Genomic DNA, 25,951 nt, shown 5'->3' on the forward strand with positions numbered 1-25,951 from the left:
TGATCATCTGGTCAAGACCGCCACGTTATCCTGAATCTTGGAGGTCGAGGCGCGCGCTGTGCATGTCGCTCCCGCAAGCAAGAGGAGAATTACGACCGTCATGTGCGATATCAGGGACTCATTGAAACCAAGCGCCAGCAAGGTGGCGGCGGCCGTGGCGCCCAGTGTCTGACCCATCAGACGCGTCGTGGCGATCAGTCCGCTGGCGGCGGCGGTTCGATCGTGCGGGACGGCGCCTATGAACATGCGCGTGTTCGGGGCGGTGAAGAAACTAACACCCATACCAAGCAGGACAAGCCTCCAGAGAATATCGAGCTGGCGGGCATCAGCGGGAACCTGCGCCAGTGCCGCGACGCTCATTACCGATATCAGCGAGCCGAACAGCGCCAGCCGATCGGGCCGGATGCGGTCGGAAAGGATGCCCGCGACCGGCGCGACGAAGAAAGAGGCTATCGGCATCGACGCCATCAGGGTGCCGACTTCCATCGGGCTGAAGCCATGGGCTAACTGAAGCTGGAAGGGGAGCATGACGATCAGGATCGTGAAACCCGTATAGATCAGCGCCGCTCCTGCGGTGGGCAAGGCAAGCTGGGGCTGGGAAAGCAGGTCAATCGGCATCAGCGGCCTGGTTCGTCCGCGTTCGCGACGGACGAAGAAATATCCCACGAGCAGGCCCGCGACGACAATGGCGGCCGCCCCTTTCAGGGCGCCGCCCTGATTTGCATATTCGATGCCGACGATGGTCAGCCCGAACATGGCGGCGCAAAGCAGCGCGCCCCATAGATCATAGGTGCCGCCCTTGGGCTCTGAAGGGGGCAGCGCCTTGTCGAGCAGGAGGGAAATGATCCCCAGCGGCGCGCCGATGACGAACACGAAGGGCCAGGGCGCGACGCCCAGAATGAAGCCGCCCAGTGTGGGCGCGAGCGCTGCTGCGCTAGCCCCCACGATCGTGTTCAGTGCCAGCCCACGGCCCAGTTGATGCGCCGGATATATGGCCTTCACGATCGCCATGGAAACGCTCAGCACCGCCGCCGCTCCGAGCGCCTGCAGCGCGCGAATGGCGAGCAGCAACGGCAGATTATGAGCAAAGAAGCATAAGCCGGTGGCTATGGAGAAAAGCAGCAGCCCAAGCCGATAGAGCCGATTGTGACCGATCTTGTCACCGAGCGCCGACAAGGGCAGCAGACCCATGACGAGAACGAGCTGATATATGGTCACGACCAGGACAACGGCGGAATTGTCCACGCGCAGGTCGGAGGCGATGGTCGGCAGCACGATATTGGCGACCGAACCGTCCATGATGCACAGCGCCTGACCGAAGCTGACCGCAGAGATGGCGAGCAGACGGCGCGGCATCGGGAGACCGTCTTTTTCGGCGTTCATGCTGCGACTCCGGTCATGGATTGGTTCAAGCGTCGTGCAAAGCCTCGGCTGAGGGCGAGGACGGACAGGCCCGCAAGGCTCCAGCCGCTGATCCAGATCGTCGCGCCCAGCGACGAACCCGTGGCGAAGACAAGCGCGGCGGCAGCGAAGCCGCCGGAACTGCCCACCAGAACCGCGCCCACATTGGCGGCAAGCGTCGAACCGGTGTAGCGCACGTTCGCCGGGAACAGCCCGGCAATATAGCTCCATGCCGGCACGGCGATGAAGTGGCTGAGCGCCAGATGCAGGCTGAGTGTCAGGCCCAACACCAAAAGGCTTTCGGTCGTCCCGATCAGCCACAATATGGGGAAGGCGAGGGCGAAAAACGCGGCGAAAACCAGCGCCAGCATCGAACGATTACCCAGCCGATCGGTCATCAGGCCAGCTATGGGCGGCGCCAGCAAGGTAATAGCGCAAGCAATGGAATTCACCATCGCCACTTCCGCGAAGGGCAGGCCACGGGTGCCGACCAGATAGGGAATGTAGAAAGTGCCAGCGCTTGCCGGCCCGTTGACCGTGATCGCCACGGCGCTTGCCAGCAACAGTTGCCGCCAGTTGGGGACCACCGCTTCGCGCAAGGGCGCCTTTACCGTGTGATGGCTACGCGCCAGTTCGGCGAACTCGGGCGAGTCCTCTACCCGCCGGCGCAACAGAAACGCGGTCAGCGTCAGGGGTATGACAAGCAGGAAGGCGATGCGCCAACCGTAGCTGCTCATCTCCAACGGTGACAGGAGCGCACTGGCGGCGGCCGCGATAGCACTCCCGAAAAGGGCTCCCGACGCCATGCCAAGGGGAGTCATGGACGCCAGGAACCCACGGCGCGAGCGCGGCGCCGTTTCGATGACCAGCGTCACCGATCCCATGATTTCAGATCCGGCGGATAGCCCCTGGCCGAAACGAAGAAGGACGAGGAGCACCGGGGCAGCCAGGCCGATCGCCGCATGGCTCGGAAGCAGGCCGATCAGCGCGGTGCACAGGCCCATGAGGCCGATGGTCATCATCAGCGCCGTCCGTCGCCCGCGCAAATCGCCTATGCGCCCGAACAGGATGCCGCCGACGGGGCGACCGATGAAGCCCACGCCATAAACCGCCAGCCCGGCCAGAAGCGCGCTGTGGTTGGTGCCGGGGAAGAAGATCGGCGAGAAATAGACAAGCAGAACGTGGAAGATGGAATAGTCGTAAAATTCGATGAAGCTGCCCGCAAATGCAGCAGTCGCGGCTCGCCGTGCCGCCGACGGGATCGGTTCCTTTTCAGCCCTGGTCCGTCGTTTCCACCTGATGTGCCCGCTGGAGCCAATATCTTCCATCGCCTTCGACACCCCACTCTCCTACTCTGTATTTGCACAATTGAGCCGTTGCGCGTCGTCAGGGACTGAGAATCGAATTGCCGCTGTCGACAGGAAGAAGGACGCCGGTGATGTGCGATGAATCCTCGCTTGCGAGAAAGAGGGTGGCCCGCGCGATGTCCCAGGAATCCCCTTCGGTGCTGAGCGCGGCGACGCGCGGGATATATTCGCCCGGCACCGTCGCCCGCCGCAGCGGCGTGTCGAGCGCGCCGACGATGATCGCGTTGCATCGCACGCCCTGCTGGCCATAGCCCGCCGCCGTGCTGATGGTGAGACCGGTCATGCCCGCCTTTGCGGCCGAATAGGCGGGCATGGCGGCCGCCCCCCTGATGGCGGCGAGCGTCGAGATGTTGACGATCGCGCCGCCGCCCACCTCGATCATCTGCGGAATCGCGGCCTTGGTCAGCAGGAAAGGGATGGTGAGGTTGACGGTGATGCTGTTTTCCAGATCCTCCACCGTGGTGTCCAGCAGCGTCTTCAGCGGCGAGACGGCAGCATTGTTGACGAGGATATCGACCCTGCCGAAGGCGGCGAGCGCTTCGCGGACGATCCGTTGGCAATCCGCCTCGGTGGCGAGATTGGCGAGGACGGTGACCGCTTCCCCGCCCGCTTCCTCGATCAGCCGCCGGGTGCCGTCGGCGCGATCCTGATGACGGTCGACGACGACGATCTTTGCGCCATGCTGCGCCAGCAACAGCGCGATCGCCTTGCCCGTGCCGAAGGAGCCCGTGGGAGACGGTTTTCCTCCGGCTCCGGTAATGATGGCGACTTTGCCTTCAACTTTCAGTGGTTGCGTCATATCTGCCTTTCCGATGGCGTCCCTGCCTTTTGCGAAGGGGCCGAATCTGATGGGAATGGCGCGCCGCAGCCGGGGGAGTGGGACCACTGCGCGCCGCCCTTCCTATTCGCCGAACCGGTATCTGAGGCGCAGACCGTACATCCGGGGCGGACTCATCCCGACTTCGGCGACGCCGGAAACCGTGTAGGAATTCTGGTTCGGCAGCTTGATCTTTTCTTTGGTGACGTTGGTGGCGAACAGCGCGACATCGAAGGGAGACCCGCCCACGCTGTTCCAGTCCAGGTTCAGGTTGACCAAATTGCTCGACGGGGTGATCCCCATCGGGAAGCCGTTGACATATTGCGGCTCCAGAGCGTTGGTGATGTATTTCGACGTATGAACCCAGGTCACGCCAACCGAAACCTCGCCGACGCCGCTGTCCAGCGGCAGGGTGTAGGTGCCGGTGACTGTCAGCCGATGCTTGGGGCTATCCAGAAAGTTGCTTCCGCTCTTCACGCGGGGGGTGGCCGATGCCCAGGGCGTGCCGACCAGCTTTGGCGCCAGGTCCGCCGGGGTCGCCACCTCGACAATCCTGGTATTAAGATAGGTATAGCCGGCAGACAGGCGGAGGCTGTCGAAGAACAGGGCGGACGTGTCGACTTCTATGCCGTAGGACCTGGACTTGCCCGCGTTGATAATGGACGAGCCCGCATTGATGCCGCGTGCCTGCGCTTCAGGCGTGGCGACAAGAAGAGCGGCAACCTGCTGGTTGGTGAGGTTGTTGTAGAAGCCGGCAATGTTGAAATATCCACTGATCGCGCCATGAAAACTTGCCTTGCCGCCGATTTCGTACGAATCGAGCTTTTCGGGCTGCCAGGATTCGAGGCCGATAAAGGCGAAGTTTATGCCCCCCTGACGATAGCCGCGCGAATATTTCGCGTAGAGCAGGTGATCAGGCGACAGCTTGTAATCTAGGCCGACGGTCCATGTCGGCGCATCCGATTTGTTGGTAATGGTCTTTTCGCATGCGGACGGATCCGTGCGGGCGATGTTGGCGAAACGCGCCGTGTCAGCGCATGTCCGTCGGATGGACACGCCCGTCCTGGGATCGACGAACGATCCGGCGGCGGTGGACAGGGCGGCACGGGTCGTGCGGTCGGTGGCGACGATCTTGTCGAACGTCCACCGCAGCCCGCCGGTGATGGTCAGCTGGTCGGTGAGCTTGTAGGTCGCCTGGCCGTAGACGCCGTGGTTGTCAAAATTGAACCGGGTGCGGCTTTCGCCGATGCTGCCGGCCAGGATCGGATTGGTACAGGACAGGGTGCTGGGACGGTCGCACAGAGTAAAGATCCCCGTGGCGCTCTGGTTCCAGCTCAGCGGTCTGCTGAACTCCAGATAGCCGCCTATCGTATAGTTCAGCCGGTCGTCGGCGGTCTTGCCCTGGATTTGCAGTTCTTCGATGAAGCTGCTCTCGGCGCCCGCGGGAGCGCCCGGCGCGATCACGTCCAGGACAACGCGGTCATAGGCGGTGCCGGCTGGAATGACGATGTCAGGGAAGGCAGGACTGATGTTCCGCGCGCGGAACCCGCCCTGATTGTTGACGTTGGCGACGACGAAATTGCTGCTGCCGGCGTCGAAATAGTCGAACTCCTTATATTCGCCGTAGCTCATAATGTTCTTGATCGTCAAAGTATCGCTGGCCTGCCATTTCGTGGTGTTGATGGTTTGCCAGGTGTCGATCTTGATAAAGGGATTCCTAATCCGCGTTTCCACGTCGTAGAGACTGTCGCCGCGAGCGTTCTGCCGCGCCAGCTGGTCGGCACAGGATGTCGCCTGAAGCAGGGCGAGGCCCGTCGCATTCAGGTTGCAGCCGACCATGCGCGATGCATAGCCGTGGGTATTCGAATGGCTATAGTGGAAGATGAGATAGTTTTCGAGATTGGGCGTCAGGTCGCCGACGATGCTGAGGCGTCCATAGAGATAGTTGACGTCGTTGAAGTCCCTGGCGCCGACGCCTGATCGATTTATCATATAACCGTCGCGGTCATTGCGCTCGACCGTCGCCCTGATCCGGAACGTGTCGGAAAGCGGCACGTTCAGGACCGCGGCGACACGCTTCTGGTCGAAATTGCCATAGGTGCCTTCGACATAGCCCTCGAGTCTGTCGGTGGGCTTTTGCGGGGTCAGCAAGATCGCGCCGCCTGTCGTATTACGTCCAAACAGTGTCCCTTGCGGGCCCTTGAGCACCTGCACATTGGCAAGGTCGGTGAAGGACCCGGCACCCACCGTGTTGCCGCCCGTCGTCCCGCCCTGCGCACGCACACCCACGACTTCGGCGAAATAGACGCCCGTCGACGGCGCGGTGGACAGGTCCTGGTTGAAGCCGCGAATACTGAAGGACGCTTTTTCGGGTCCATAACGCTGGTTAACCGACAGGGAAGGCGTGTAAGTGGCAAGATCCGTCGCGACGGAGATGTTCCGCTTGGTAAGGTCCGCCTGACTGTAAACGGTCAGCGACGCGGGAACATCCTGCAACCGCTCTTCGGTCCTGCGCGCGGTAACGATGATATCGCCCGCCGGGGCCGCGGGCGTGGCCTCGCTCGGAGCCTGAGCCTGTGCCTCGTGGGCCAACCCCACCGAAGCAAGCGCGCTGCATCCAAGGAGCAAGGCGCGAATAGCCTGGGCGTGCATGGTCTGTCTCATCTTATCCTCCCCTAGTGTCCGCCTTGATTGGCATGGCGGTTATTGGTTCAAACCCATCCGGCGGACGGAGAACAAAGGTCACCCTTCTGCAGGGCAGACCTGAAAGCTGCATTGTTCCGCGCGTTTCGCGCGCGCCTGACCGATGTGTCGCGAGGCGCCTGAAGATCATCCTGCGATGGGATGGTTTTATCCGGCAAGGCGACTCCGGAATGATTTTCCATTTGCCGGTATAGACGAGGGATGCCGGACGATCTATGGTTGAAAGTCCAGAAATCATTTGCAGGAGTCCGGCCATGATCGACCCGGTGGCGGAGATCGTCGCGCTGCTCCAGCCCACCGCACCGCTTTCGAAACTGGTGAGTGGCAAGGGCCGCTGGAGCACGCGCCGTTCGGGGTTCAGGCAGCCCTTTTTCTGCCTCACCCTGGAGGGTTCCGGGCGTTTGGCCGTAGACGGTCGTGACCCGATAATCCTTCAGGAGGGGGATTTCACGCTGATTCCTTCGGGCGACGATTTCACCATGTCGGATCTTGAGCCGGTCGCGCCCGAAACCCTCAATGTATCGATGACCACTCTGGAGCATGGCGAAGTGCGGCACGGCATCGCGACCGGTGCGCCGGACGTTCGTTATCTGGTCGGCTACTGCATCTTCGAATCGTCCGATGCCGCCCTGTTGGTATCGTTGCTGCCGCAACTGGTGCATATTCGCGGCGAAGCAAGGCTGTCGACGCTGGCGCAACTCGTCGCGGAGGAGGCCCGCGCGCTTCGGCCCGCGCGCGAGGTGATCCTGGCCCGCCTGCTGGAGGTGTTGCTGATCGAAGCGCTTCGTACCACGGCCGGGACCGCCGCGTCGCCCAGCCTGTTGCGCGGCCTGGCCGACGAACGACTGGCGCAGGCGATACGCGGCATCCACGAAAGCCCAGCTCGTCGCTGGACGATTGCCGAAATGGCAAAAACGGCCGCTCTTTCCCGCTCGGCCTTCTTCGAGCGGTTCAGCCGCGCCGTGGGCGTTGCTCCGATGGAATATCTGCTCGCCTGGCGCATGGCCATGGCGAAGGAACTGCTTCGCCGGAAAGAATGCGATGTCGGCGAGATCGCGGAACGCGTCGGCTATGGTTCGGCGAGCGCCTTCAGCGTTGCATTCAGCCGACATGTAGGACTTTCGCCCACGCAATTTCTGCGACGGCAGCTATCGACATGATTTCAGCGACGCAACGTAACTTGACGCCACTGCTGGATCGCCGCTTCCCTTATAGCGTGTCACCGCCGGGTAGGGATAAGTGGGCCGCGCCGCGACCACCTGGACCGTAGTGACATCGACGCGCTCAGCGATGATTTCCTCAGGCGCTTCGCCTTGTTCGACCCACGCCATCAGCGCCGTCATTGCCGACGCCGTCGTCAGGCCGGGACCCGGGCCAGCGATGGTGCCGTGGATGTCGCCGTCGGTGCAGAAAAGCCGCGCGAAGGAGCCTGTCTGCGCCTCTCCCCCACAGGTTACGACGACCCTGCGATAATAGTCGACCACAGAGGCGTATTGAACGACTTGGTCGTTGACCGCCTGAGTGAGAAGCAGCTTGCCGCCGCAAACGCGCAGAGATGACAGATCAGGATCATTGGTGGCGATATCCTCGAACTTCGCGAAACCCAGGTCAGTCAGTTCCTCATAGCGTTCTAGGCTGAGGGTCTTCCAGTCGAACTGGAGGTCTTCCAATATCCAGCTAATGGGATGGACGGCTCTCCCACCCCGGAGCACTGTTGTGTAATCGAACTTGAAGGAGAGAAGCGATGACCATCGATGTCCTCGGTATCGACTTAGCGAAGAATGTCTTCCAGCTTCATGGCGTTGATCGCAAGGGCAATGCGGTTTTCAAACGGCGGGTCATGCGCGACCAGCTACTCTCGGTGATAGCCGGGATCGAACCGTGTACCGTTGCGATTGAAGCCTGCACGGGGGCATTTTGCTGGGCTCGTCAGTTTGAGGAACTGGGCCACAAGGTGAAGATCGTCAGCCCGCAATATGTGAAACCGTTCGTGAAGTTATGGCGTGGTGAGCATAATCGTACTAATCACGAGGTTCCCATAATGCGGAGGAACGCGGCCTGATTGGCGGATTTTCGCCGATTTTGTCCCTGTTCCTCCTCATTATTTCAGAGCGTGTCGAGCCAGGCGAGCACGCTTACATCGCGCTTCCAGGATGGCTTGCCGCTAGGTGTGGTCGGAGCGGCGACCTTTTCCAGGGCTTTCCGCTTCGTTTCCAGATTGGCCCTGGCATAGTGGTTGGTCGTATCGAGGCTCACATGGCCGAGCCAGCTGCGTATGATTGTAACGTCGACGCCCGCCGAGATGAGATGCACGGCGGTGGCGTGTCGGAAGGCATGTGGCGTCACATGCTTGGCACGTAGCGTTGGCGTGGTTTCGGTCGCAGCCTTCACGTAGGCGGCAAGCTTGAACCGGACCCCCGAGGCACTGAGCGGTTCGCCATAGCGGTTGACGAACAGCCGCTGGTCCGGAGCCCGTGGTTGCCGCTCGAGCAGCTTGCGCAGCAGCAGGACCGTTTCCGGCCATAACGGGCAGATGCGCTCCTTCCGCCCCTTGCCGGTCAGGCGCACGCAGCTCGGGCTTTCGAACCGTATCGCCTCGGGGCATAGATCGAGCGCTTCCTGTATCCGTGCGCCGCTGTTGTAGAGGAACGAGAACAGCGCATGGTCGCGCGCACCCTCAACGGTCGAACGGTCTGGCTGAGCGAGGATCGCCGTCACTTCCGCCGGATCCAGATAGCTCGGCTCCGACACGGGACCGCGTTTGATCGGGATATGGAGGATTTCGACGCATTGCGCGATCGACGCGGGATCCTTGGTGGCCACGAAGTGGAAGAAGCTGCGGATCGCGGCAAGTCGGCAGTTGCGCGTGCCGATTGTGCCACCGCGTTCATGTTCGGCGTGACCGAGGAACGCGGTCACCTCATTGGCGGCCAGATCGGCCAGCGTGATCGTAGCCACCTTCTTTCCAGTACGTTGCGCGATGAACCGCAGCAACAGCCGCCAGGTGTCGCGGTATGATCGAACCGTATGGATGGACGCGTTACGCTGTTCGACTAGCCATTCGTAGAAGAACGCGCGCAGCAGGTTCGGGAACGGGTCCGCCTTGCTCATGGCTGTGCCTCCTGTCCCAGGCTGAGGCATTGTGCGCCAATTGCCCGGAACCGGTCATTTGCGTAATGCAACAGCTCCTGCGTCACGGTGATGTAAACCAGGGTAGAGTTGATATCCCGATGGCCGAGATAGGTCGCGAGGAACGGCAGGCGATCCTGCGGATTGTTGCCCGTTCGGTACCATTCGAGGATTCTGTTCACGACCATCGAGTGGCGCAGGTCATGCACGCGCGGGCCTGCCTTTCCTCGCAATGGTTTCAACCCGGCGCGGCGTATGACGTCGGTGAGCAGCCAGGTGATCATTTCCGGGGTGTAATGGCCGTCGCCTCGCTCGTGCCAGAACAGACCCGAACGCGTGTCCTGTGATCCACCGGCACGCCAGCGCGCATCGATGTAGGCCCGAAGCTCGACTACAACGCTGCCCGGTAGCGGCAAAATGCGGGTCTTGAAGAACTTGGTCTGCCGGATGGTGATGGTACCCGCATGCAGGTCAACATCACCAAGATCGAGACGGGCAAGCTCTCCGCGCCGCAAGCCCGCGCAATAGGCGAGGAGGAGCATGGTGTACATGCTCTGCGGGCGAAGTGGTGCCCCCGGCGATGGGTAGTTACGGGCGATCTCGAGCATCCGCCGCACGTCGGCAGGCGAGTAGATATGAGGCGTTCGCCATTGCTTGGAGGCCTCCTTCCTCGGTCTCGGGTCCGGTCGGCGCATGGGTATCGACGGGTCGCGGTGACGAAGGATTTTCGCAAAGACGCGCGCGAGCTTTTCGCATTCCTCGGCGTGATTAAGCGTGCCATTCGTTTTGGCCCATCGATCGATCATGGCGCTCAACGGCTCGGCTTCCGGTCCCGGATGCAACTGCAGGAACCGGTCGAACCGCAGAAGCAACTGGGGCTGCGATGTGTATTTGTATCCTCTGCGCCGCATCATCGCGACATGTTCGGCCATCATTTCGCCCAGCACGCTGCCGAACGGTCTGGGTTGGTGGAGTTCGGCAAGTGCCTCTTCCGGATTCCGCGACGCCAATGCCCGCCAGATCGGCATGCACTGCTTGATATTGCACTCATCGCGCAGAGCGGAGACAGGGTTGCGTTGGATCGCGCCGATTTCCGCCAGGCGTTCGAAGAACCGGTCAACGATGCGGGTGCGGTGCAAGAGCGTGGACGGCGCTCGACGAACGGCTGATTCTCGTAGCCAGACCAGCAGCACTTCCTGATCGAGTGCCTCGTAACGTTCGGCGACATCCTGCAAGCCATGCAAGACCTGGGCATAGCAGGCTCGGCTTTTCGTGCTGCGCAGATCAAGGCTCGCGACATAGCGGCCAATGATCGCGCGGTCGGGATCGGGCCAGCGCGCGGTCATGCCACCAACTCCATTCCCGGCACGTCTAGCGCGATGGCCCTGAGATCCTCGGTAGCAAGCTTGAGGTAGGGAGCCGTCGATCCTGTCGAACGATGGCCCAGCACGTCGCCGATGATCTTTTGAGGCACCGCAGCGCGCAGCATGTCGACCGCGCGCGCATGACGGAAGATGTGGGGGCCGCACTTACCAGGCGGTTGGACGCAAGCGTCACGGAGCCGCCGCCGAACCATGCTGTAAAGCTTATCGAGCTTTCGGTAGGGCGCGCGTGTACGCACGAAGATCTCCCTGACATCGGTCGAGGGACGCCCGGAGCGCAGATAGGCGAGCACCGCTTCGCCGACCGGCTCAAGAAGGGGCAGGAATGTGCTGGCTCGCGTTTTGTGGTGATGCACATGGATGGCTTCCGTTCGCCAGTCGATATCCTCGATCCGGAGATGGCGGATTTCACCTGACCGCAGACCATAGGCTGCGAGGAGTTGCAGGATCGCATAATCCCGCAACCCCGCCGGTGACTTGTCCTTCTCGGCACTCTCCAGCACGGCGATGATCTGACCGCGGTCCAGGACCGAAGGTACGCCTTCATATGCATAAAGCGTCAGTGCCAGGACATGCCCGGAAAGATCCGTCGTAACGCGACCCGTGATATGGAGGTAGCGCAGTAACGCACGAAGCCGCTCTGCCACGGACTTCAGCGAGCAGCGCTTCAATTTCGGCGCGCGCAAATCCATGTAGTGGTCAATGTCAGTCACGCTCAGAGCCGCCAAACCGTCGAGCCCGTGATCGATCTGCCAGGCAAGGAAGTTCCGGGCTTCCCACATCAGCGCTGCAACGCTGGAACAAGCCAACCCGCGTTCCTCACGCAGCCAGATTTCGTATTCGGCGCAGATTGAAAATCGGATCTCATCGGCTGCGCAGGTAGGCTTGATAGCCGGCGGCCATTGGCCGTGAACGAGCCGCAACAGCGCATGAATGCCGGAGCGCGGGACCTCGTGCCAGCGCGCGCTGGGACGTCGACCACGCTGCTTTTCGAACTGGACGATTGCATGCCGCAGATATTGTTCCACATGCACGCCGATCACGTCCGCGACCGGGATGCCCCGCTGCCCCAGATAATCGAGAAATCCAGACGCGTAGGCGCAGTAGTTCCTCGCCACAACCGGGCTGTATCGCTGACCGATAAGCGACGAATTGAGTGCGGCGATTAGTTCGTGATGGTTATCCGACATTGGCGGCTCCTCTGCTGGTCGATTGACCCGCAGAGCTTCGGCGCCAAATAATGCAAAGCAAGGCGATCCGAAATCGGCAAAAATCCGCCAATCAGGCCGCGTTCCTCCGCATTATGGGAACCTCGTGATTAGTACGAAGGCAGAAGAACGACGGCAACGATGCCGAGGCGATCTGCACGGCTGTGCGTCAACCCCACATTCCGCTGGTGCCCAAAAAGAGCGTGGAGCAGCAGGATGTCCAAGCCCTCCACCGAGCCCGCCAGCGCCTCGTCAATCATCGAACTGCCTTGGTCAGTCAGATGCGCGGACTGTTGCTTGATCGCGGTATCGCCTTTGCAAAGTCGATCACACGGGCGAGGCGCATGATCCCGGACATACTCGCCCGTGCCGATTCCGGCCTGTCTACCATGGCGCGTGAGACCATTGCCGAGCTGTGGGATTTCTTCTGCGATCTCGATCGTCGCATCACGCATTTCGACAAGAAAATCGACGCCGTCTTCAAGGCGAGCGAGTCCTGTCAGCGCGTCGCCAGGATCAAAGGCGTTGGGCCCAAAACGGCCACAGCCATTGTCGCGGCGGTCGGCGATGGCTCGGACTTCAGGAATGGGCGCCACATGGCGGCTTGGCTTGGATTAGTACCGCGCCAGTTTTCGAGCGGTGACAAGGCCGTGCTTATGGGCATCTCCAAACGAGGAAGCCAGCATTTGCGCAGCCTATTGGTTCACGGCGCGCGTGCCGTCGTGAGAACGGCACCGAATAAGAATGATCCCATGAGCCAATGGGCCAACCAGCTTCGGGAGCGACGCGGTTTCAACCGCGCAACGGTTGCCATCGCCAACAAGAACGCACGGATAATCTGGGCCCTGCTTCGAACGGGCGATCATTACCGCGCCGCCGCCTGAAGAATCGAACCAGTTTGCGAGTAGACGGAGAAATGGACTGCACTGATCGAGCCGACGCGCGATGAACCTGACTATTATCGAGGCTCTTGAGGCCTACCAGCTGTAGAGGTGCGCGTGTGCGGATTCCCCATTTGGGCGCTCTGGGCAACCAGCTGACGCCGGATAGATGTTTGCAACTGATCCACGCAGAACGTTTCAATGCCGCTTGCAAAGGGAGAGCCGTCCATAGAGATAATAGGCCTGGCTCTCGTCGCAGACGGGTTCCAGCCGGCCTTCGATCTCGACCGATTTACAAATGCCCACAGCGCCCCAACTCTCGGTGCCCACGGGCAGACCATAGCCCAGCCTTTCGCCATTGGCGCGACGGGGACCGTCCCATAATTTTTGCATGATCTCCGCGTCGATCGTCGTGATCGGGCCGGCGAGCGTCTGGCGGCCGACGACGGAATGCGCGTCGAAAGGCCGCAACTCCGCCAGGCCAATAAAGCCGTCCCGAACTCCATCGGCGCCGTCACATGCCTCCAGGGCGGCGTTGCGAAAGGCCTTGAACTTTGCTGGCGGAAGGACGGTTCCATATTCCTTCATCACCAGCGCCGGCCACATGGCGGAAGGCCACAGCGAGGTCCAATTCACCGCCGCATCGGACGCCCAGATGCCGTCGAAATCTTCAGGATAGCGAAGCGCGACGGCCACGCCCTGACGCCCGCCGCCCGAGCAACCGGCATAATAGGAACGGGACGGGGGCTTGCCATGAAGTGCTTCTGTCACCGCCTTTGCGACAACGGCCAATTCATGGGTGCCGCGATAGGACCAGTTCCGCAACAGGTCCCAGTCGAGCGCGCCGCTTTTTGGGTCCAACGGCCAGTCGAAGAAGCGCGGATCGCGATTGCCCGCGTCGGTGGCTGCCGTCGCAAATCCGTTGCGCAGCGCGATCGGCATGGTCACTGTGCGAACGGCGGGCTGTTCGAACCATATCGGCCCGGTGATGCTGCCCATCCCGCCGGTCGCCAGGAAACGACCGTTCCAGGCCAGCGGAACCCAGATGGGCATATGGGCCACATGGCCGCCTGCCGCGCGCTGAATGGCGAGTATCTGGCAAAAGGCCGGAAGGTCAGTGATCAGGGATGGAGCCGGCGCATAGTCGGGAACCAGGTGAGACGGGGGTGGCGCAAATTGCCCGGACCGGTTGACCTTCGCCAAGACGATTTCGACATCGGGAAGATGTGATAGCGCTGCCTGGAGAAAATCGACCGAGCAGCGATCGTCCAAGTCGACCGGCTGGAAGGAACTGGTGTCCACCCAGCGCGTAAAGCCCGATTGCGCCAATTTAATCTTGTCCGCATCAAGAGCCCCGTCCGCATAATAGCTCATGGCTTCGTCTCTCCTGGCTACTGTTTGTGCGGGTCGTAAATGACTGGAAAATCAGGGTGGTCCAATGGACCATAGGCCTTCATCCCCCGCCCGTCGGTATATTCGCTCTGCGCGCCGGTATAGCGCGCGTCTCCCGGCACGAGGACGCCCGCCCATGACCAACGCGGCCGCTGACCCCGATTGGGGGCCGTGCCGTGGATCGTGCCGTTGGCGTGGACCGTGGCATCCCCCGGTTGCAGCGCGATCGGTTCAGACAGCGTGCAGAAACGCTCGATATAGGGCGCCCATTCCTCCCAAAGCGCCCCCACCTGACCGAGATTGCCGAGCTTGTGCGACCCGGAATAGAATTGCATCGCGCCCATGTCCTGATCGACCTTGTCCAGCGCGATCCAGGGGGTGAGGAAGTTCGCTTCCAGATACATGTGGCCGGGCGTGTCCTGGTGGAAGTCCGTGCCATTGCCCTTGCTACTATGGCCGGGCAGTTTTGCCATGGTTGCGTCCATCATCATGCGGATGGAACTGTCGCGACCCAGCAGGCGCGCGGCGTTGCGGCCGAGTTCGCGAGATGTCCGGAGCGCGGCATAATAGTCATCCCGCCCGCAGTCGGAATTGCTGCGAAACCATGTCTGCCAATATTCCGTCGCCGGCGTTTCCTGCTCCAACCCCTTGCGGCCATCCACGCCGAAGGTGCGCTGGGCGCGCTCCAGCAGGATGGCGGTGCATTGCGGGTCGATAAGGGCGGGCAGCTTTACCCATCCATGTTCGAAGAAAAAGGCGATTTCCGCGTCCGTGACGGGACGAACCTGTATCTCCACGCCTGCACCTGCCACCATCATCCATCTCCCCGCCGAGCCTTGCCCGAGCACATTTGACAGGAAGTCGTGCAGACTGGAGAGGCGGCGGAAACCTATCTTCCAGAAGGCGCACAAGCTTGCCAAGTCGGTTCCGTTCAGCCCATCATCCACATCCGCCTGCCTTCAGATAGGTTCACCCTGTAACGAGCGACGTCCAGAATGGCGGACGTCGTCCGGCCGTCCTGCGGATTGGATTCTGAATATAATAATGCAGATGGAGTAGTTCGATGTCTGACGCCGATTTCAAGGTCGAAATCCCCGATCATCTCTGGAAGAAACAGTTTTCCAGCGAAACGGTGATGAGCGCCCAGGAGATGATCGATTTCAACCTGGAACATTCGCGCAAGTTCATGGAGGGTGATTTCGACGGGATCATGGCGGAATCCATCACGGACGACGCGGTATGGGAATTCTACCCCAACCGCATCCGCATAACGGGGAAGGAAGCGCTGCGCCGCTATCACGAGATTAATTATGGCGTGGTGATCGAACAGATCGACCCGCGTAACGGCGAGGATACGCGCGAATATTATTCCACCACGACCAGCCCCAATATGTTGGCGCACGAGTTTAGCTGTGTCTACACGCGCAAGGATGGATCGACCTTCCGTGGCTATACCAACGCCGTGATCCCCTTCGCCAATGGCAAGATGTGCGGTGAGCGCATCTATCTGGACAAAGACATGGCCGAATGGTTCGAAGAAGGCATGGGCGAGGAATTCTTCAATCTGCCAGGCGTCGAACGCTTTTGATGCCGTTTCCTAGCCCGGCAACGCTTCGATGGGTGCAGGTTCCGACGGGATAAGATGGAAGGGCGCGCAGGCCGGACCCGGCCTGCGCGCTAATTTTCATGAGCGGTTCGCCGCGTCGATAGGACAAATGATAAAAGAGGGTGGGGTGAATGCGCAGGTATAAGCGAATGATCATTCCGGCGGTCATCGTGCTGGCGGCGGCGGGCGGCGCGATTGCCCAGGCTGGCGGCGAGCCGGCGGCGGCGGGCGGTGGCGCTTCGATCTATAACGCCAAATGCGCACTGTGCCACGGCCAGTCGCTTCAGGGCGGCGGCGGGCCGACGCTCAAGAGCGCGGCCTTCAAGGCCAAATGGGGCAGCGCGGGCGTTGACGGGCTGGCAGACTTTATTGCTCGGTCCATGCCGCCTGCGGCCGACCCGCCGCTAGAGGTGGGGACCGCGAAGGCGCTTGCATCCTATCTGCTGGCGGAAAATGGTGTCGGCGCGCAACCTGCCGATGGACAGGCTGAGGCATCCTCGCCCGCCCTCGCCCCCGCCCCCGCGGCCTTCGTGGATGATATTTACCGTGCCGCCGGCGAGCGGCTGAAGGCAGTCGCGGCCAGGTTGCGACCCGTCACCGACATGATGTTGCGGCATGAGGCAGGCGACGACTGGCTCGTCTGGCGCGGCAGCACCAATGCGCTCGGCTATAGCCAACTCAGCCAGATCAACCGATCCAATGTCGGGCGGTTAAGGCCGATCTGGAGCAAGTCGCTGGGATCGAGCACGAATGGCATCGGCCCGCTGGAACATGATGGCGTGATTTTCCTGCACGGCGGCGGGCACATCACCGCACTCGACGCGCTGACAGGCGACACGATCTGGAAGCGGGAGGACAAGGCGGTACCCCGGGGCCTCAGCCAACCGCGCGGCATGGCCCTCTATGGCGATGCGCTCTACGCATCGACCGTCGACAATCATCTGATGGCGCTGGACGCCCGAACTGGCGCGCTGCGCTGGGACAAGGTGATCGGCGACAAGAATTCGCTCACCTCCGCCCCGCTGGTGGCCAATGGCCGGGTGTTTCAAGGCGGCGCTGTCTGTTTCGGCAAGGGGATGCGTTGCTTCATGGCGGCGTTTGACGCGAAGTCGGGTGAGGAGCTGTGGCGCTTCGACACCATTCCTGGCGACAATGCGCCCGGCGCGGAAAGCTGGGGCGGCGCCCCGGCATCCGAGCGCGGCGGTGCTGGCGTTTGGACGGCGCCAAGCTATGATTATGCCAATGATCAGATCGTATTCGGCACCGGCAACACGTATTTGGTCAACACGCTGCTAAAAAAGGATCCTGGAAAACCGGAAGCGGCGCTCTATACCAATTCCACGCTGAAGCTGGACGCCCGAACCGGGAAACTCGCCTGGCATTTCCAGCATTTCCCCGGCGACGTCTGGGACGAGGATTGGGCTTTCGAGCGCATGATTGTCAAGGATCCGCGCGGGTCCGGCAGGCAGGTCGCGATGTCCATGGGCAAGCTGGGCGTGCTGGAAGCACTCGATATCAAGAGCGGCAAGTATCTCTGGTCTTATGACTATGGGATTCAGGATATCATCACCGCAATCGACCCAGTCACGGGCGCTAAGACCGTCAACTTGCACAAGATTCCAGGCGAGGGCCGGATTACGAAGGCTTGTCCCTTCGCTGCGGGCGTCCGCAACTGGCCCGCCACATCCTATGATCCACGCAGCGGTGTGCTGTTCATCCCGGCGCTGGATAGCTGCATGGAAGTGACCATCGACAGTTCCAACATCGCAGGGTCGGTTTGGAAAGTCACGCCGCGTCCCGGTTCCGGCAACAAGTTCGGGCGGGTGACGGCGGTCGATCTGCGCACCGGCAAGACGCTGTGGGAAAATAGTCGCCGCGCGCCCGAAGCCTCGGCAGTGCTTGCGACGGCGGGCGGGTTGTTGTTCGAAGGGTCGCGCGACCGCTGGTTCCGTGCGCTGGACAGTGGCACGGGCGAGACGCTCTGGCAGACGCGGCTCAATGACACGCCCAATTCCTTCCCCATCACCTATGCGGTGCAGGGCAGGCAATATGTCGCGATCGTCACCGGCGGCGGCACCTATCAGGATAATTTCGTCGCTCATCTGACGCCGGAGATCGAAGCATCCACAGGCGGGCCTGCTTTGTGGGTCTTTGCCGTGGACGGCGGCGATGACGAAACGGGGCGGTTATCCTGGTTTGAACGGCTGTGGGCCGCTATCAGGAACGCGCTTGGCTTGGGCGCATGAATCGCATCAAAGGAGAGCCATGATGGAAACCGAGTTCGAAGTCCTCGCCGAAGGGCTGAAGGCGCCCGAAGGCCCCGTGGTCATGCCGGACGGTTCGGTGATTGTCATGGAGATGCATGCCCGCCGCATCAGCCGTGTGTGGGGCGGCGGCAGGACAGAGGTGGTCGCGGAAACTGGCGGCACGCCCAATGGCGCGCAGATCGGCCCGGACGGCGCGCTCTATGTCTGCAATTGCGGCGGCGAGGGCAACAGACCCGGCGAACATGGCGGCGGCGGGCGGATCGAGCGGGTGGATCTGAACACCGGCCGGATCGAGCGGCTGTATGACAGCATCGATGGACGGCCAATAGGCGCGCCCAACGATCTGGTGTTCGACGAGACGGGCGGCATCTGGTTCACCGATTTCGGCACCGTGCGCGAGCGTGAGATCGAAAAGAGCGGCCTTTATTGGTGCAGGCCGGACGGCAGCGAGATCCGCCAAGGCTATTTTGGCGGGCTGGGCTATAATGGCGTGGGCCTCTCGCCCGACGGCAAGACGGTCTATGTGACCGCGAGCTGGACCGGCCGATTGTTCAGTTTCGCGCTCGATGCGCCGGGACATCTGTGCAAGGATCCCGAAACAAACGCGCCGGTGCCGCTATATGTGGGATCGGCCGCGGGCGAGTCCGTGTTCGACAGTCTGGCCGTGACCGAAGCCGGCGCGGTGTGCGTCGCCACCATCATCGGCGGCGGCATCACGACGTTCCGGCCCGATGGAGAGACGCGTTTCCTGCCCTTGCCGGACCGCACCGTCACCAACATCGCCTTTGGCGGTGACGACATGCGCGATGCTTATGTGACCCTGCTGCGGACAGGCCGCCTCGTCAAAATTCGCTGGGACGAACCGGGGCTGAAGCTCCATTTCGGGTGAAGCGTCAGGTCGTCGGCCAGCGCCTTTCAGGGTCGCGGGTCCCTTGCTTCAATTCGGCTTGAGCGGGAAGACGGCGATATTCTTGCCGCTGACCGAGCTGACCCACAATTCGCCACCCACCCGCAGCGCGGTGGTGGGGAGCGGCATGGGCCGGGGTTCGAAGCGGCCGGACAGGCTCTTCACGGCGAGCGTTTTCGGCGTGATCTCATAGACGTCGAACCGGGGCTGGCAGCTCTGGCCCTGGAAGCAGCGCGCATTGACCTCCGGGTCGTAGCGCATGCCGGTAGTGATGAGCGTTCCCTGGGCAGTCCAGCGCAGATTGTCTGGCAATATGTCCATTTGCGCGGATCGCACCGGCTTCGACTTGCCGTCGAGCGCCATCCGGACGATTTCGCGACCGCCCGACATGGCGACATAGATGGATCGTTCGTCCGGCGCGAGCGCCAGGCCGTTCGGTCCGGAGCCCTGCGAATAAGGCAGGATGCGCCAGCCCCTGTCGCGCGACCACAGCCGGACGTCGCCGCCTGTCGGCCGGCCAGCGATGATGTCGGGCAGGAAATTGGTCTTCGCCTTTCCGAGGCTGGTGACGACTAGCGTGCCCGATTTCAGATGCGCGAGCGAGTTCGCCATCATGTCGGCGGGGATCGGCACGCAGCCCACCCAGGTGAGCGATGCGTCGTGCCGGCGCACCCGGTAAACCTCTATCGCTTCGCGACTGCCGTGATTGATGACGAAGAGCGACGGCGCGGCGCTGTCGGTGAGGGCAATACCATGTGCCGTCAGCGCGCCCGGCGCGAGAGGGCCGGGACAGTCGGCATAGGTCTTTCTGTCCCAGCCGGCGCGAACGCCGAGGACCAGATTCACCACCTTACGCGTGCGGAGGCTGACGCTGTAGAGGGCGTCGGGCGTATAGCCGCTGACGATAATCCATTCGCTCCGGGCGAGCGGCGCCATGTCTTCGGGATTGGAAATGCCACAGATCGAGCGGTCATTCGCATTGGCAGGGCATGCGCCAGCGGGCTGCGCGTCGGCCTTCGGGCTGGCGGCACTGCCTGGCAGCGACGACACGCCCAGCATCATCGCTGCAAGGGTCGTGGCGCGGGTTCGCGCACGCTTCAACATAGGGATGCCCATCCATTTCTCTCCTGCCCATGTTGGCGGATTATCGTTGCCAACCATATGAAATCGCGGCTCTATCCATCACGGATAGCATCGACAGGCTCTAAAGGCTAACAGGCGGCTGTCCTCTATCTTTGGGTTGGTGCCCACGGACAATCTCAGGCTTTGATGCGCCTCATGTCAGGGCTCGAGGCAATCCATGCAGGCCTTCACAAATGCAATACCGTCTTCATGACCTGCGTTGATGCCGACGCTCCGGTCCATGATCAATGCGGTCGTCACGGCGGTGAGGATGAAGATGGCGGCGTCGGGCGTGCAGCCGGCAGCGGCGGCATGCGGGCGAAGCGCCGTCTCGAATGCCTGCGCCTGCATCGCCCGGAAATTTTCGACATGGGCGGCAAACTCTGCCCGCACGACTTCGTTGCGGTGGCCAAGGCCGATCATTTCTGCCATCAGCCGCCCGGCATCGCGGGCGGTGTTGACGTCCCACAGCGCATGGATCGGCCGGTCCGATGCCAGCGCTGCCTCGATATTCAATCGATGCTTCTCACCGATATAGCGGTAGAAGGCGATCAACAGGTCTTCGGTCGTTTCAAAATGATAGTGGACGAGTGGCGTCTTCATCCCCGCCTCTGCAGCGACGCGGCGAACAGTAAGCGCGTCATGGCCCTGCCTCTGCAAAAGACGTTCCGTTGCTTCAAGAATAAGCATCCGCGATTGATCCGCAGACAGACGCCGCCGTGTCGCCTTGTTCTTTTCGACCAAATTACCGCCTCCCAACCGCGTCGTCGGACCGGCTAACAAAGGTTGACAGGGTGGTCAACGAGACGTAGCCACGTGCTACTGACCTTTTAGTCAGTAGCATCTTCAGGAGAGGCAGAGCCATGTCAGGCGAAACGATCGTCGATCCCGGCGTACGCGCGGTGACGGATGAGGAAGTTCGGTTCTTTTTCGAAAATGGATGGGTGAAGCTGGAGCGACTGATCAGCCGCGACTATGCCGCGCAGTTGTTGAAAGGTGCCAAAGGGCTTTTTGGCGATGACGGCAATGCGCCGAACGACGAGCCTGAACTTCCAGAGGGATATCGCTGGTTCCGCACGCATGTCGGCCTTGGCGACAGCGATCCTCATTACCGTGCCCTCGCCACCTCGCCGACACTGGGCCGGAACTTCGCGCGTCTGTTCGGGCGAGAGAGTTCCATTCGCAAGATGCGTGATTCCCTGCTGTTGAAACATCCGGCCGGCGGCGTGATGGCGGAGCCGACGCGTTATCATCAAGACACGTTGCAAAACTTCTTTTCGGAGGCGAACACGCTCAACATCTGGCTGGCGCTCGACGAGGTGAGGCCGGAGCAGGGGGCGCTCCGTTTCTACAGCCGCTCGCATAAACTCGGCAATCTGGGCAATTTGCTGAACCCGGAAATCTGGGAGGGTTGGGCGTCCTGTTTGGAAGAACATTGCACGCTCACCGACCCCATCCACCTGCTGCCAGGCGATGTGACAGTGCACAGCCACTTCACCATCCATGGCACCGGGGCGAATAGCAGCCCCCACCCCCGCTGGTCATGGGGGGCGCTCTATCTGCCTGGGGACGCGCGCTATACAGGCGCGCAGAGCCCGTTCACGGACGGGCTGGGACTGGAGGCGTTCGGTCCGCTCGACCATCCTGCCTTCCCCATCATCTACAGCCCGGGCGTACGCCATGCCGAGTGACGATCTGAGGTCGTTGCTGGCCGAGCGCGAGATCCGTCAGCAACTCTACGCAGCCTGCCGGGCTCAGGACCGGCTGGACCTGCCTCTGCTGCTGTCCGTTTGGCATGAGGGTGGGACATGGGATGACGAAGTCCTGGGAACGGGCGGCCCGGTTGTAGAAGTGGGAGGCGCGATCATTGGTCAATTGGGCGCGTCCCAATGCCATGCGCATCATCTGTCCAATGTGCAGATCGTGGTCGATGGCGATCATGCGTTCAGTCGATGCGACCTGTCTGCGGTCCGTCGATCCGCCACGATGGTCGACAGCCATGATCGGGCAGAATATCTGGACCAGTGGTCCAGACGCGACGGGTGTTGGGCGATCGACGGCAGGCGGGTGGTCGAGCGCGCGACATGGACGCAGCCGGTCGAGGATGGCGGACGCGGTGAAAGGTCGCGTCGCGACCGCGCCGATCCCGTCTGCGCATTGTTCGCCTTTCCGGTAAGCGATAGGGACGGAGATGCCGAAGAAAAGCGAGACCGCCGTGAAATCCTGATCGCGGAACGGGAAATTCTGCGCCAGTTGAATCGCTATTGCCGAGGCATCGACCGCTTCGACGTCGAGCTGTGGAAATCGGTCTGGCATGATGATGCGACGCTGGATTATGAGTCCGGACAGTTGAAGGGCCGGGCCATGGAAATGGCCGTCCAGATGACATTGGGGCACGAGGTGTACGCCGCGCATTCGCACCAGATCATGAACCCGACAATCAGGATAAAGGGCGATCGGGCCGTGAGCGAGACATGCGCGCACGCAGTACTCCGTGGATATCCCGACAGGTCCGGGATGGTCACCGACAGCCATTATCGCGGGCGATATCTGGATCGCTGGTCGTGCAGGGATGGCCGCTGGGCAATCGATCATCGCACGCTGACCGAAGAGCTGATGTGGAATCAGTCGGGACACGGGCGGATGGGTCACGAAGCCCGGCGGGACCGTGAGGACCCGTCCTATCGACTTTTTGCATCAATGGAAGGCGGCGAGGGCAAGGAAATCGAACAATTGTCGGCCGAGCGAGCCATTCGCGCACAAATTCACGCGCATGGCCGGGCCGAGCGCCATCAGATCGCCAATATACTGATCGTCGTCGATGGCGATCGGGCCGTCAGCGAAACCGGCGCGATCATCCTGCGTCATGGGGAGGCTGAAGGCAATGAGCGAACCGATGACCATTGCCGCGGACGTTATCTTGACCGTTGGGCGAAGCGCGACGGGGACTGGACGCTCAACCGACGTCGTTTCGTCGAGGATTTCATGTGGTGCCAGTCGGTCGAAGCCACCGCGATCGTGCCCTAGATCCGGCGAATTATCACGATTATCACATGTTGCACGTGATTTATCGAAAGATAGGTTTTGCAGGCCAAGTACCTAACATAAAATGTCGGTCGTTTCGATCGATCCGCGAACATAGGACATGGCATTCAGCGGACCCATGATCGCCTGAAGACTAAAAAGGGGGAGGAAACTAGGATGCAGAAGAAATATCAGAATGGAGTGAGGCTCAGCCTCTTTCTCGCCTCTGCAATGACCAGTGGTCTTGCAGTAGCCCAGACCAAGGATGTCGGCATCGACGAGATCATCGTCACCGCGCAGAAACGCGAGCAGAATCTTCAGGATGTGCCGATTTCCGTCGCCGTGATCGGGCAGCAGGAATTGACCGCCAGCCGCATCACCAGCTTGCAGGACGTAGGTGCCGTGGCGCCGGGCGTTTCGGTGCGCAAGACGCCGGGCGGGCTGGGTGCCCCGCAGATCGTTGTGCGCGGCGTCGCCAGCGCGGGCGGCCTGCCAGGGTCTGACAAGTCGATTTCCATCAACATCGACGGCGTCTATGTGGGCGCCAATTATGGCTTGACGACAGACCTGCTCGACTTGGTCCGCGTCGAAGCGCTGCGCGGCCCTCAGGGCACGCTGTTCGGCCGGAATACGACCGGCGGCGCATTGAGCTTTGTGACGGCCGATCCGACGGGCGAATTCGGCGTTCGCCAGGAAGTGTCGGTCGGCAATTTCGACCAGTTCCGGTCGATCACCCATCTGGAACTGCCGCAGTTCGGGGCGTTCAGCGGCTATCTCAGCTATATGCGCAACGAGCGGGACGGCGACATCAAGAATCTGGATGCCGGCATCGTCTTCGATCGCAGCGCCGCGGGCCTTGGCCGTCAGATTTCACCCAAGACGCTGGGCGCCAACAAGACCGACGCGTTCCACGCCGCGCTCAAGTTCGAACCGAGCGACAGGTTCAACCTTGTCTACAAGTTCGACTGGGCCAAGGCGATCACGACCGCGGAGGGTTCGGGCGTGATCGCCTATGATCCTGCCGTGGCGGCCGGGTTCGGGCTTTCGGCGCTCAACGTGGCGATCGCCGCCAACCCGCCCCTGTTTTCCGGGGATCGGCGCCCTGACGCGGTGCATAACGCCTTTGCGGTTCCGGGACGGATGAAGACCCAGGGGCATGTCCTGACGGCCAATCTGGACATTAATGAGGATCTGGCGCTCAAGAGCATCACCGCCTATCGCAAGGTCGATGTGTTCGGCACGCTCGACAATATCGGTCTGGGGCAGCTCTTCTATCCGGGTAATCCCGATCCCTTCTATTTCAACGTGAACCAGAATGCGAGCCGGCAGAAGCAGTGGAGCGAAGAACTTCAACTGAACTATAATTCGAAGTTGCTGACGCTCACGTTGGGTGGCCTCTATTATAAGGAAAAGATCTCCACCGGCGCGCCGGATGGGCTGGCCGGGATTGCGAATTTCTTCACCGTTCCTCTACCGGGCAACGTCCTGCCTGCCGGTCGCGACATCACCTTCCTCACGGCCAAGTCGGCCGCGGCCTACGGTCAGGCCGAAGTGCATATCACGCCTCAACTGGATATCGTCGGTGGTATTCGCGTGACGCGCGACAAGAAGGATGGCACCTATTACAGGGCCATTCCCGCCTATGGCATTCCGCTGACCGCAACGCCCTTCACCTACAAGAAGACCAAGCCGACCTATCTGGTGGGGGTCAACTATCATGTGACGGACGATATCCTCGCCTATGCCAAATTCTCGACCGGCTATATTTCGGGCGGTTCGGTGGGTGGCGTTGCTTTCGATCCGGAAACGGCGAAATCTTGGGAAGCGGGTATCAAGTCCGACCTGTTTGACCGGCACCTGCGGCTGAACCTGACCGGCTTCTTCGCCAAATATGGCAATCTGCAGCAAAGCGTCCCGGGCTATCTCGCGGGCCATCCGGAACTCAACCTTGCGATGGTCAATTATGGCAATGCGGAGGCCAAGGGTTTCGAGGCGGAGGCAACCGTGGTTCCGCTCCATGGCCTGTCGCTGTCCGGCGCCGTGTCCTACACCGACTTCAAGTTCACCAAGTTCACCCCGCTTTGGCTCAGCACCATCGCCCAGTTCGGCGGATCGCCGGACAGCTTCCCGGTCTGGCTACGTCCTTCCACCACCGCGAATTTGGCGTTTGATTATGAGTCGGATCCCAATCCGGGCTTGGGCGATGCGCGCCTGGTGATCCGCTTCGACGCCAATTATCGGTCGAAGGTGATCACGCCAGGTATCTTCACAACCGCGATCCAGCCAAGTTTCCAGAGCATCTACAAGACAGGCGGCAACTGGATCGGCAACGCCCGCGTGGCCCTGAAGGACATCACGCTGGGTTCGGGCAAGGTCGAAGTCGCGGCTTGGGCACGTAACCTGCTGAACAATCGGGGGTCAATGTGGGGCAACTATTCCTACTTTGTGGCCGGCACGACCTATGAGGCCGCGCGCACCTATGGCCTGGACCTGACTGTCAGCTTCTGACCGTCATTCCCTGCGGCTTGAAGACACCGTCGTTCTTGAAGAGAAAAGCCCGGCCTCGTGCCGGGCTTTTTGTCACCGGGCAAGCCGGCCAGCGACGGCACGGCGGCGAGAAGGGTAGATTTCGGGCATGGGCGGCGTCCGTTCTCGATTGACGTAGGACCGGAGATAACATATTACATGTGAAATGGCATGGCGGCAGAAATGGGTTCCGGCCTGGAGTCGGAATTGGCCGTATGT

Annotated in this window: 20 protein-coding genes and 1 pseudogene; 9 read left to right on the forward strand and 12 right to left on the reverse strand. The window is 61.5% G+C overall.

The window, feature by feature from the left end; translation table 11 throughout:
• Positions 1-3: 3 nt before the first annotated feature.
• From SPHV1_RS09280 to SPHV1_RS09295, 4 genes are all read right to left on the reverse strand, one after another.
• Positions 4-1,383, reverse strand: a complete 1,380-nt coding sequence (locus SPHV1_RS09280; protein WP_054945758.1) for an MFS transporter — start codon at positions 1,381-1,383, stop codon at positions 4-6.
• Entirely contained in the window at positions 1,380-2,741 is a 1,362-nt protein-coding gene (locus tag SPHV1_RS09285; RefSeq protein WP_054945759.1) for an MFS transporter, read from the reverse strand. Before SPHV1_RS09285 ends, SPHV1_RS09280 begins: the two co-directional genes overlap by 4 nt.
• A gap of 46 nt (positions 2,742-2,787) precedes the next feature.
• Complete coding sequence (locus SPHV1_RS09290) at positions 2,788-3,567, reverse strand: SDR family NAD(P)-dependent oxidoreductase (RefSeq protein ID WP_054945760.1); 780 nt, start codon at positions 3,565-3,567, stop codon at positions 2,788-2,790.
• A gap of 102 nt (positions 3,568-3,669) precedes the next feature.
• A complete protein-coding gene (locus tag SPHV1_RS09295; protein ID WP_231634600.1) occupies positions 3,670-6,249 on the reverse strand; it encodes a TonB-dependent receptor in 2,580 nt (859 codons plus the stop codon).
• Between the two features lie 293 nt (positions 6,250-6,542).
• Here SPHV1_RS09295 and SPHV1_RS09300 point away from each other — a divergent pair, with 293 nt between their 5' ends.
• Positions 6,543-7,448, forward strand: coding sequence for an AraC family transcriptional regulator (locus tag SPHV1_RS09300; protein ID WP_054945762.1), 906 nt, complete (start codon positions 6,543-6,545; stop codon positions 7,446-7,448).
• Here SPHV1_RS09300 and SPHV1_RS09305 read toward each other — a convergent pair.
• Positions 7,437-7,958, reverse strand: a complete 522-nt coding sequence (locus tag SPHV1_RS09305) for a tannase/feruloyl esterase family alpha/beta hydrolase (protein ID WP_054945763.1) — start codon at positions 7,956-7,958, stop codon at positions 7,437-7,439. The genes SPHV1_RS09300 and SPHV1_RS09305 overlap by 12 nt on opposite strands.
• A 74-nt stretch (positions 7,959-8,032) precedes the next feature.
• On the opposite strand from SPHV1_RS09305, the gene SPHV1_RS09310 reads away from it, so the two are divergent.
• A complete protein-coding gene (locus SPHV1_RS09310; protein WP_054945764.1) occupies positions 8,033-8,350 on the forward strand; it encodes an IS110 family transposase in 318 nt (105 codons plus the stop codon).
• Between the two features lie 44 nt (positions 8,351-8,394).
• Here the strand turns inward: SPHV1_RS09310 and SPHV1_RS09315 are convergent, their stop codons facing one another.
• Genes SPHV1_RS09315 through SPHV1_RS09325 form a run of 3 tightly spaced genes read right to left on the reverse strand, consistent with a single transcriptional unit; the run spans position 8,395 to position 11,989 of the window.
• Positions 8,395-9,399, reverse strand: a complete 1,005-nt coding sequence (locus SPHV1_RS09315) for a site-specific integrase (protein ID WP_054945765.1) — start codon at positions 9,397-9,399, stop codon at positions 8,395-8,397.
• Positions 9,396-10,763 (reverse strand): tyrosine-type recombinase/integrase, encoded by a 1,368-nt coding sequence (locus tag SPHV1_RS09320; protein WP_054945766.1) that lies wholly within the window; start codon positions 10,761-10,763, stop codon positions 9,396-9,398. The genes SPHV1_RS09315 and SPHV1_RS09320 overlap by 4 nt, the downstream gene beginning before the upstream one ends.
• Positions 10,760-11,989: a site-specific integrase gene (locus SPHV1_RS09325; RefSeq protein ID WP_054945767.1), complete on the reverse strand. Its 1,230-nt coding sequence runs from the start codon at positions 11,987-11,989 to the stop codon at positions 10,760-10,762. The genes SPHV1_RS09320 and SPHV1_RS09325 overlap by 4 nt, the downstream gene beginning before the upstream one ends.
• Before the next feature lie 131 nt (positions 11,990-12,120).
• On the opposite strand from SPHV1_RS09325, the pseudogene SPHV1_RS09330 reads away from it, so the two are divergent.
• A pseudogene (locus SPHV1_RS09330) lies at positions 12,121-12,891 on the forward strand (IS110 family transposase); the annotation flags it as partial.
• A gap of 195 nt (positions 12,892-13,086) precedes the next feature.
• Here SPHV1_RS09330 and SPHV1_RS09335 read toward each other — a convergent pair.
• Both SPHV1_RS09335 and SPHV1_RS09340 read right to left on the reverse strand, forming a co-directional pair.
• A complete protein-coding gene (locus tag SPHV1_RS09335) occupies positions 13,087-14,262 on the reverse strand; it encodes a tannase/feruloyl esterase family alpha/beta hydrolase (protein WP_054945768.1) in 1,176 nt (391 codons plus the stop codon).
• 17 nt (positions 14,263-14,279) lie between these two features.
• A complete protein-coding gene (locus SPHV1_RS09340; protein ID WP_197277692.1) occupies positions 14,280-15,095 on the reverse strand; it encodes a phytanoyl-CoA dioxygenase family protein in 816 nt (271 codons plus the stop codon).
• Between the two features lie 248 nt (positions 15,096-15,343).
• On the opposite strand from SPHV1_RS09340, the gene SPHV1_RS09345 reads away from it, so the two are divergent.
• The 3 genes from SPHV1_RS09345 to SPHV1_RS09355 all read left to right on the forward strand — a co-directional run bounded on the left by SPHV1_RS09345 (position 15,344) and on the right by SPHV1_RS09355 (position 19,042).
• Positions 15,344-15,868 (forward strand): nuclear transport factor 2 family protein, encoded by a 525-nt coding sequence (locus tag SPHV1_RS09345; protein ID WP_054945770.1) that lies wholly within the window; start codon positions 15,344-15,346, stop codon positions 15,866-15,868.
• A 167-nt stretch (positions 15,869-16,035) separates the two neighbouring features.
• Positions 16,036-18,132, forward strand: a complete 2,097-nt coding sequence (locus tag SPHV1_RS09350) for a PQQ-binding-like beta-propeller repeat protein (RefSeq protein WP_054945771.1) — start codon at positions 16,036-16,038, stop codon at positions 18,130-18,132.
• Positions 18,133-18,154: 22 nt separating this feature from the next.
• The gene (locus tag SPHV1_RS09355; RefSeq protein WP_054945831.1) at positions 18,155-19,042 is read left to right on the forward strand and encodes an SMP-30/gluconolactonase/LRE family protein; all 888 of its coding nucleotides are present in this window, start codon (positions 18,155-18,157) and stop codon (positions 19,040-19,042) included.
• A 48-nt stretch (positions 19,043-19,090) separates the two neighbouring features.
• On the opposite strand, the gene SPHV1_RS09360 is transcribed toward SPHV1_RS09355, so the two are convergent.
• On the reverse strand, positions 19,091-20,221 hold the full coding sequence (locus tag SPHV1_RS09360) for a hypothetical protein (RefSeq protein ID WP_156367304.1): 1,131 nt from the start codon (positions 20,219-20,221) through the stop codon (positions 19,091-19,093).
• Between the two features lie 120 nt (positions 20,222-20,341).
• On the reverse strand, positions 20,342-20,872 hold the full coding sequence (locus SPHV1_RS09365; protein WP_054945773.1) for a TetR/AcrR family transcriptional regulator: 531 nt from the start codon (positions 20,870-20,872) through the stop codon (positions 20,342-20,344).
• A 173-nt stretch (positions 20,873-21,045) separates the two neighbouring features.
• On the opposite strand from SPHV1_RS09365, the gene SPHV1_RS09370 reads away from it, so the two are divergent.
• The 3 genes from SPHV1_RS09370 (at position 21,046) to SPHV1_RS09380 (ending at position 25,714) form a co-directional block, all read left to right on the forward strand.
• Positions 21,046-21,873 (forward strand): phytanoyl-CoA dioxygenase family protein, encoded by an 828-nt coding sequence (locus SPHV1_RS09370; protein ID WP_054945774.1) that lies wholly within the window; start codon positions 21,046-21,048, stop codon positions 21,871-21,873.
• A complete protein-coding gene (locus tag SPHV1_RS24945) occupies positions 21,863-23,209 on the forward strand; it encodes a nuclear transport factor 2 family protein (protein ID WP_054945775.1) in 1,347 nt (448 codons plus the stop codon). Before SPHV1_RS09370 ends, SPHV1_RS24945 begins: the two co-directional genes overlap by 11 nt.
• Positions 23,210-23,383: 174 nt before the next feature.
• Positions 23,384-25,714, forward strand: a complete 2,331-nt coding sequence (locus tag SPHV1_RS09380; RefSeq protein WP_082430936.1) for a TonB-dependent receptor — start codon at positions 23,384-23,386, stop codon at positions 25,712-25,714.
• The last annotated feature ends 237 nt before the right edge of the window (positions 25,715-25,951 follow it).

This window comes from Novosphingobium sp. KN65.2 (assembly GCF_001368935.1).
In the GTDB taxonomy this organism is placed as follows: Bacteria; Pseudomonadota; Alphaproteobacteria; order Sphingomonadales; family Sphingomonadaceae; genus Novosphingobium; species Novosphingobium mathurense.

Excerpts from the sequence above, each read along its gene's own strand:
- SPHV1_RS09280 (WP_054945758.1), bottom strand. The coding sequence starts at position 1,383 with ATGAACGCCGAAAAAGACGGTCTCCCGATGCCGCGCCGTCTGCTCGCC.
- SPHV1_RS09345 (WP_054945770.1), top strand. The coding sequence starts at position 15,344 with ATGTCTGACGCCGATTTCAAGGTCGAAATCCCCGATCATCTCTGGAAG.
- SPHV1_RS09315 (WP_054945765.1), bottom strand. The coding sequence starts at position 9,399 with ATGAGCAAGGCGGACCCGTTCCCGAACCTGCTGCGCGCGTTCTTCTAC.
- SPHV1_RS09350 (WP_054945771.1), top strand. The coding sequence starts at position 16,036 with ATGATCATTCCGGCGGTCATCGTGCTGGCGGCGGCGGGCGGCGCGATT.
- SPHV1_RS09365 (WP_054945773.1), bottom strand. The coding sequence starts at position 20,872 with ATGCTTATTCTTGAAGCAACGGAACGTCTTTTGCAGAGGCAGGGCCAT.
- SPHV1_RS09290 (WP_054945760.1), bottom strand. The coding sequence starts at position 3,567 with ATGACGCAACCACTGAAAGTTGAAGGCAAAGTCGCCATCATTACCGGA.
- SPHV1_RS09380 (WP_082430936.1), top strand. The coding sequence starts at position 23,384 with ATGCAGAAGAAATATCAGAATGGAGTGAGGCTCAGCCTCTTTCTCGCC.
- SPHV1_RS09335 (WP_054945768.1), bottom strand. The coding sequence starts at position 14,262 with ATGAGCTATTATGCGGACGGGGCTCTTGATGCGGACAAGATTAAATTG.
- SPHV1_RS09340 (WP_197277692.1), bottom strand. The coding sequence starts at position 15,095 with ATGGTGGCAGGTGCAGGCGTGGAGATACAGGTTCGTCCCGTCACGGAC.
- SPHV1_RS09295 (WP_231634600.1), bottom strand. The coding sequence starts at position 6,249 with ATGAGACAGACCATGCACGCCCAGGCTATTCGCGCCTTGCTCCTTGGA.
- SPHV1_RS24945 (WP_054945775.1), top strand. The coding sequence starts at position 21,863 with ATGCCGAGTGACGATCTGAGGTCGTTGCTGGCCGAGCGCGAGATCCGT.
- SPHV1_RS09370 (WP_054945774.1), top strand. The coding sequence starts at position 21,046 with ATGTCAGGCGAAACGATCGTCGATCCCGGCGTACGCGCGGTGACGGAT.
- SPHV1_RS09325 (WP_054945767.1), bottom strand. The coding sequence starts at position 11,989 with ATGTCGGATAACCATCACGAACTAATCGCCGCACTCAATTCGTCGCTT.
- SPHV1_RS09360 (WP_156367304.1), bottom strand. The coding sequence starts at position 20,221 with ATGGTTGGCAACGATAATCCGCCAACATGGGCAGGAGAGAAATGGATG.
- SPHV1_RS09310 (WP_054945764.1), top strand. The coding sequence starts at position 8,033 with ATGACCATCGATGTCCTCGGTATCGACTTAGCGAAGAATGTCTTCCAG.
- SPHV1_RS09355 (WP_054945831.1), top strand. The coding sequence starts at position 18,155 with ATGGAAACCGAGTTCGAAGTCCTCGCCGAAGGGCTGAAGGCGCCCGAA.
- SPHV1_RS09320 (WP_054945766.1), bottom strand. The coding sequence starts at position 10,763 with ATGACCGCGCGCTGGCCCGATCCCGACCGCGCGATCATTGGCCGCTAT.
- SPHV1_RS09300 (WP_054945762.1), top strand. The coding sequence starts at position 6,543 with ATGATCGACCCGGTGGCGGAGATCGTCGCGCTGCTCCAGCCCACCGCA.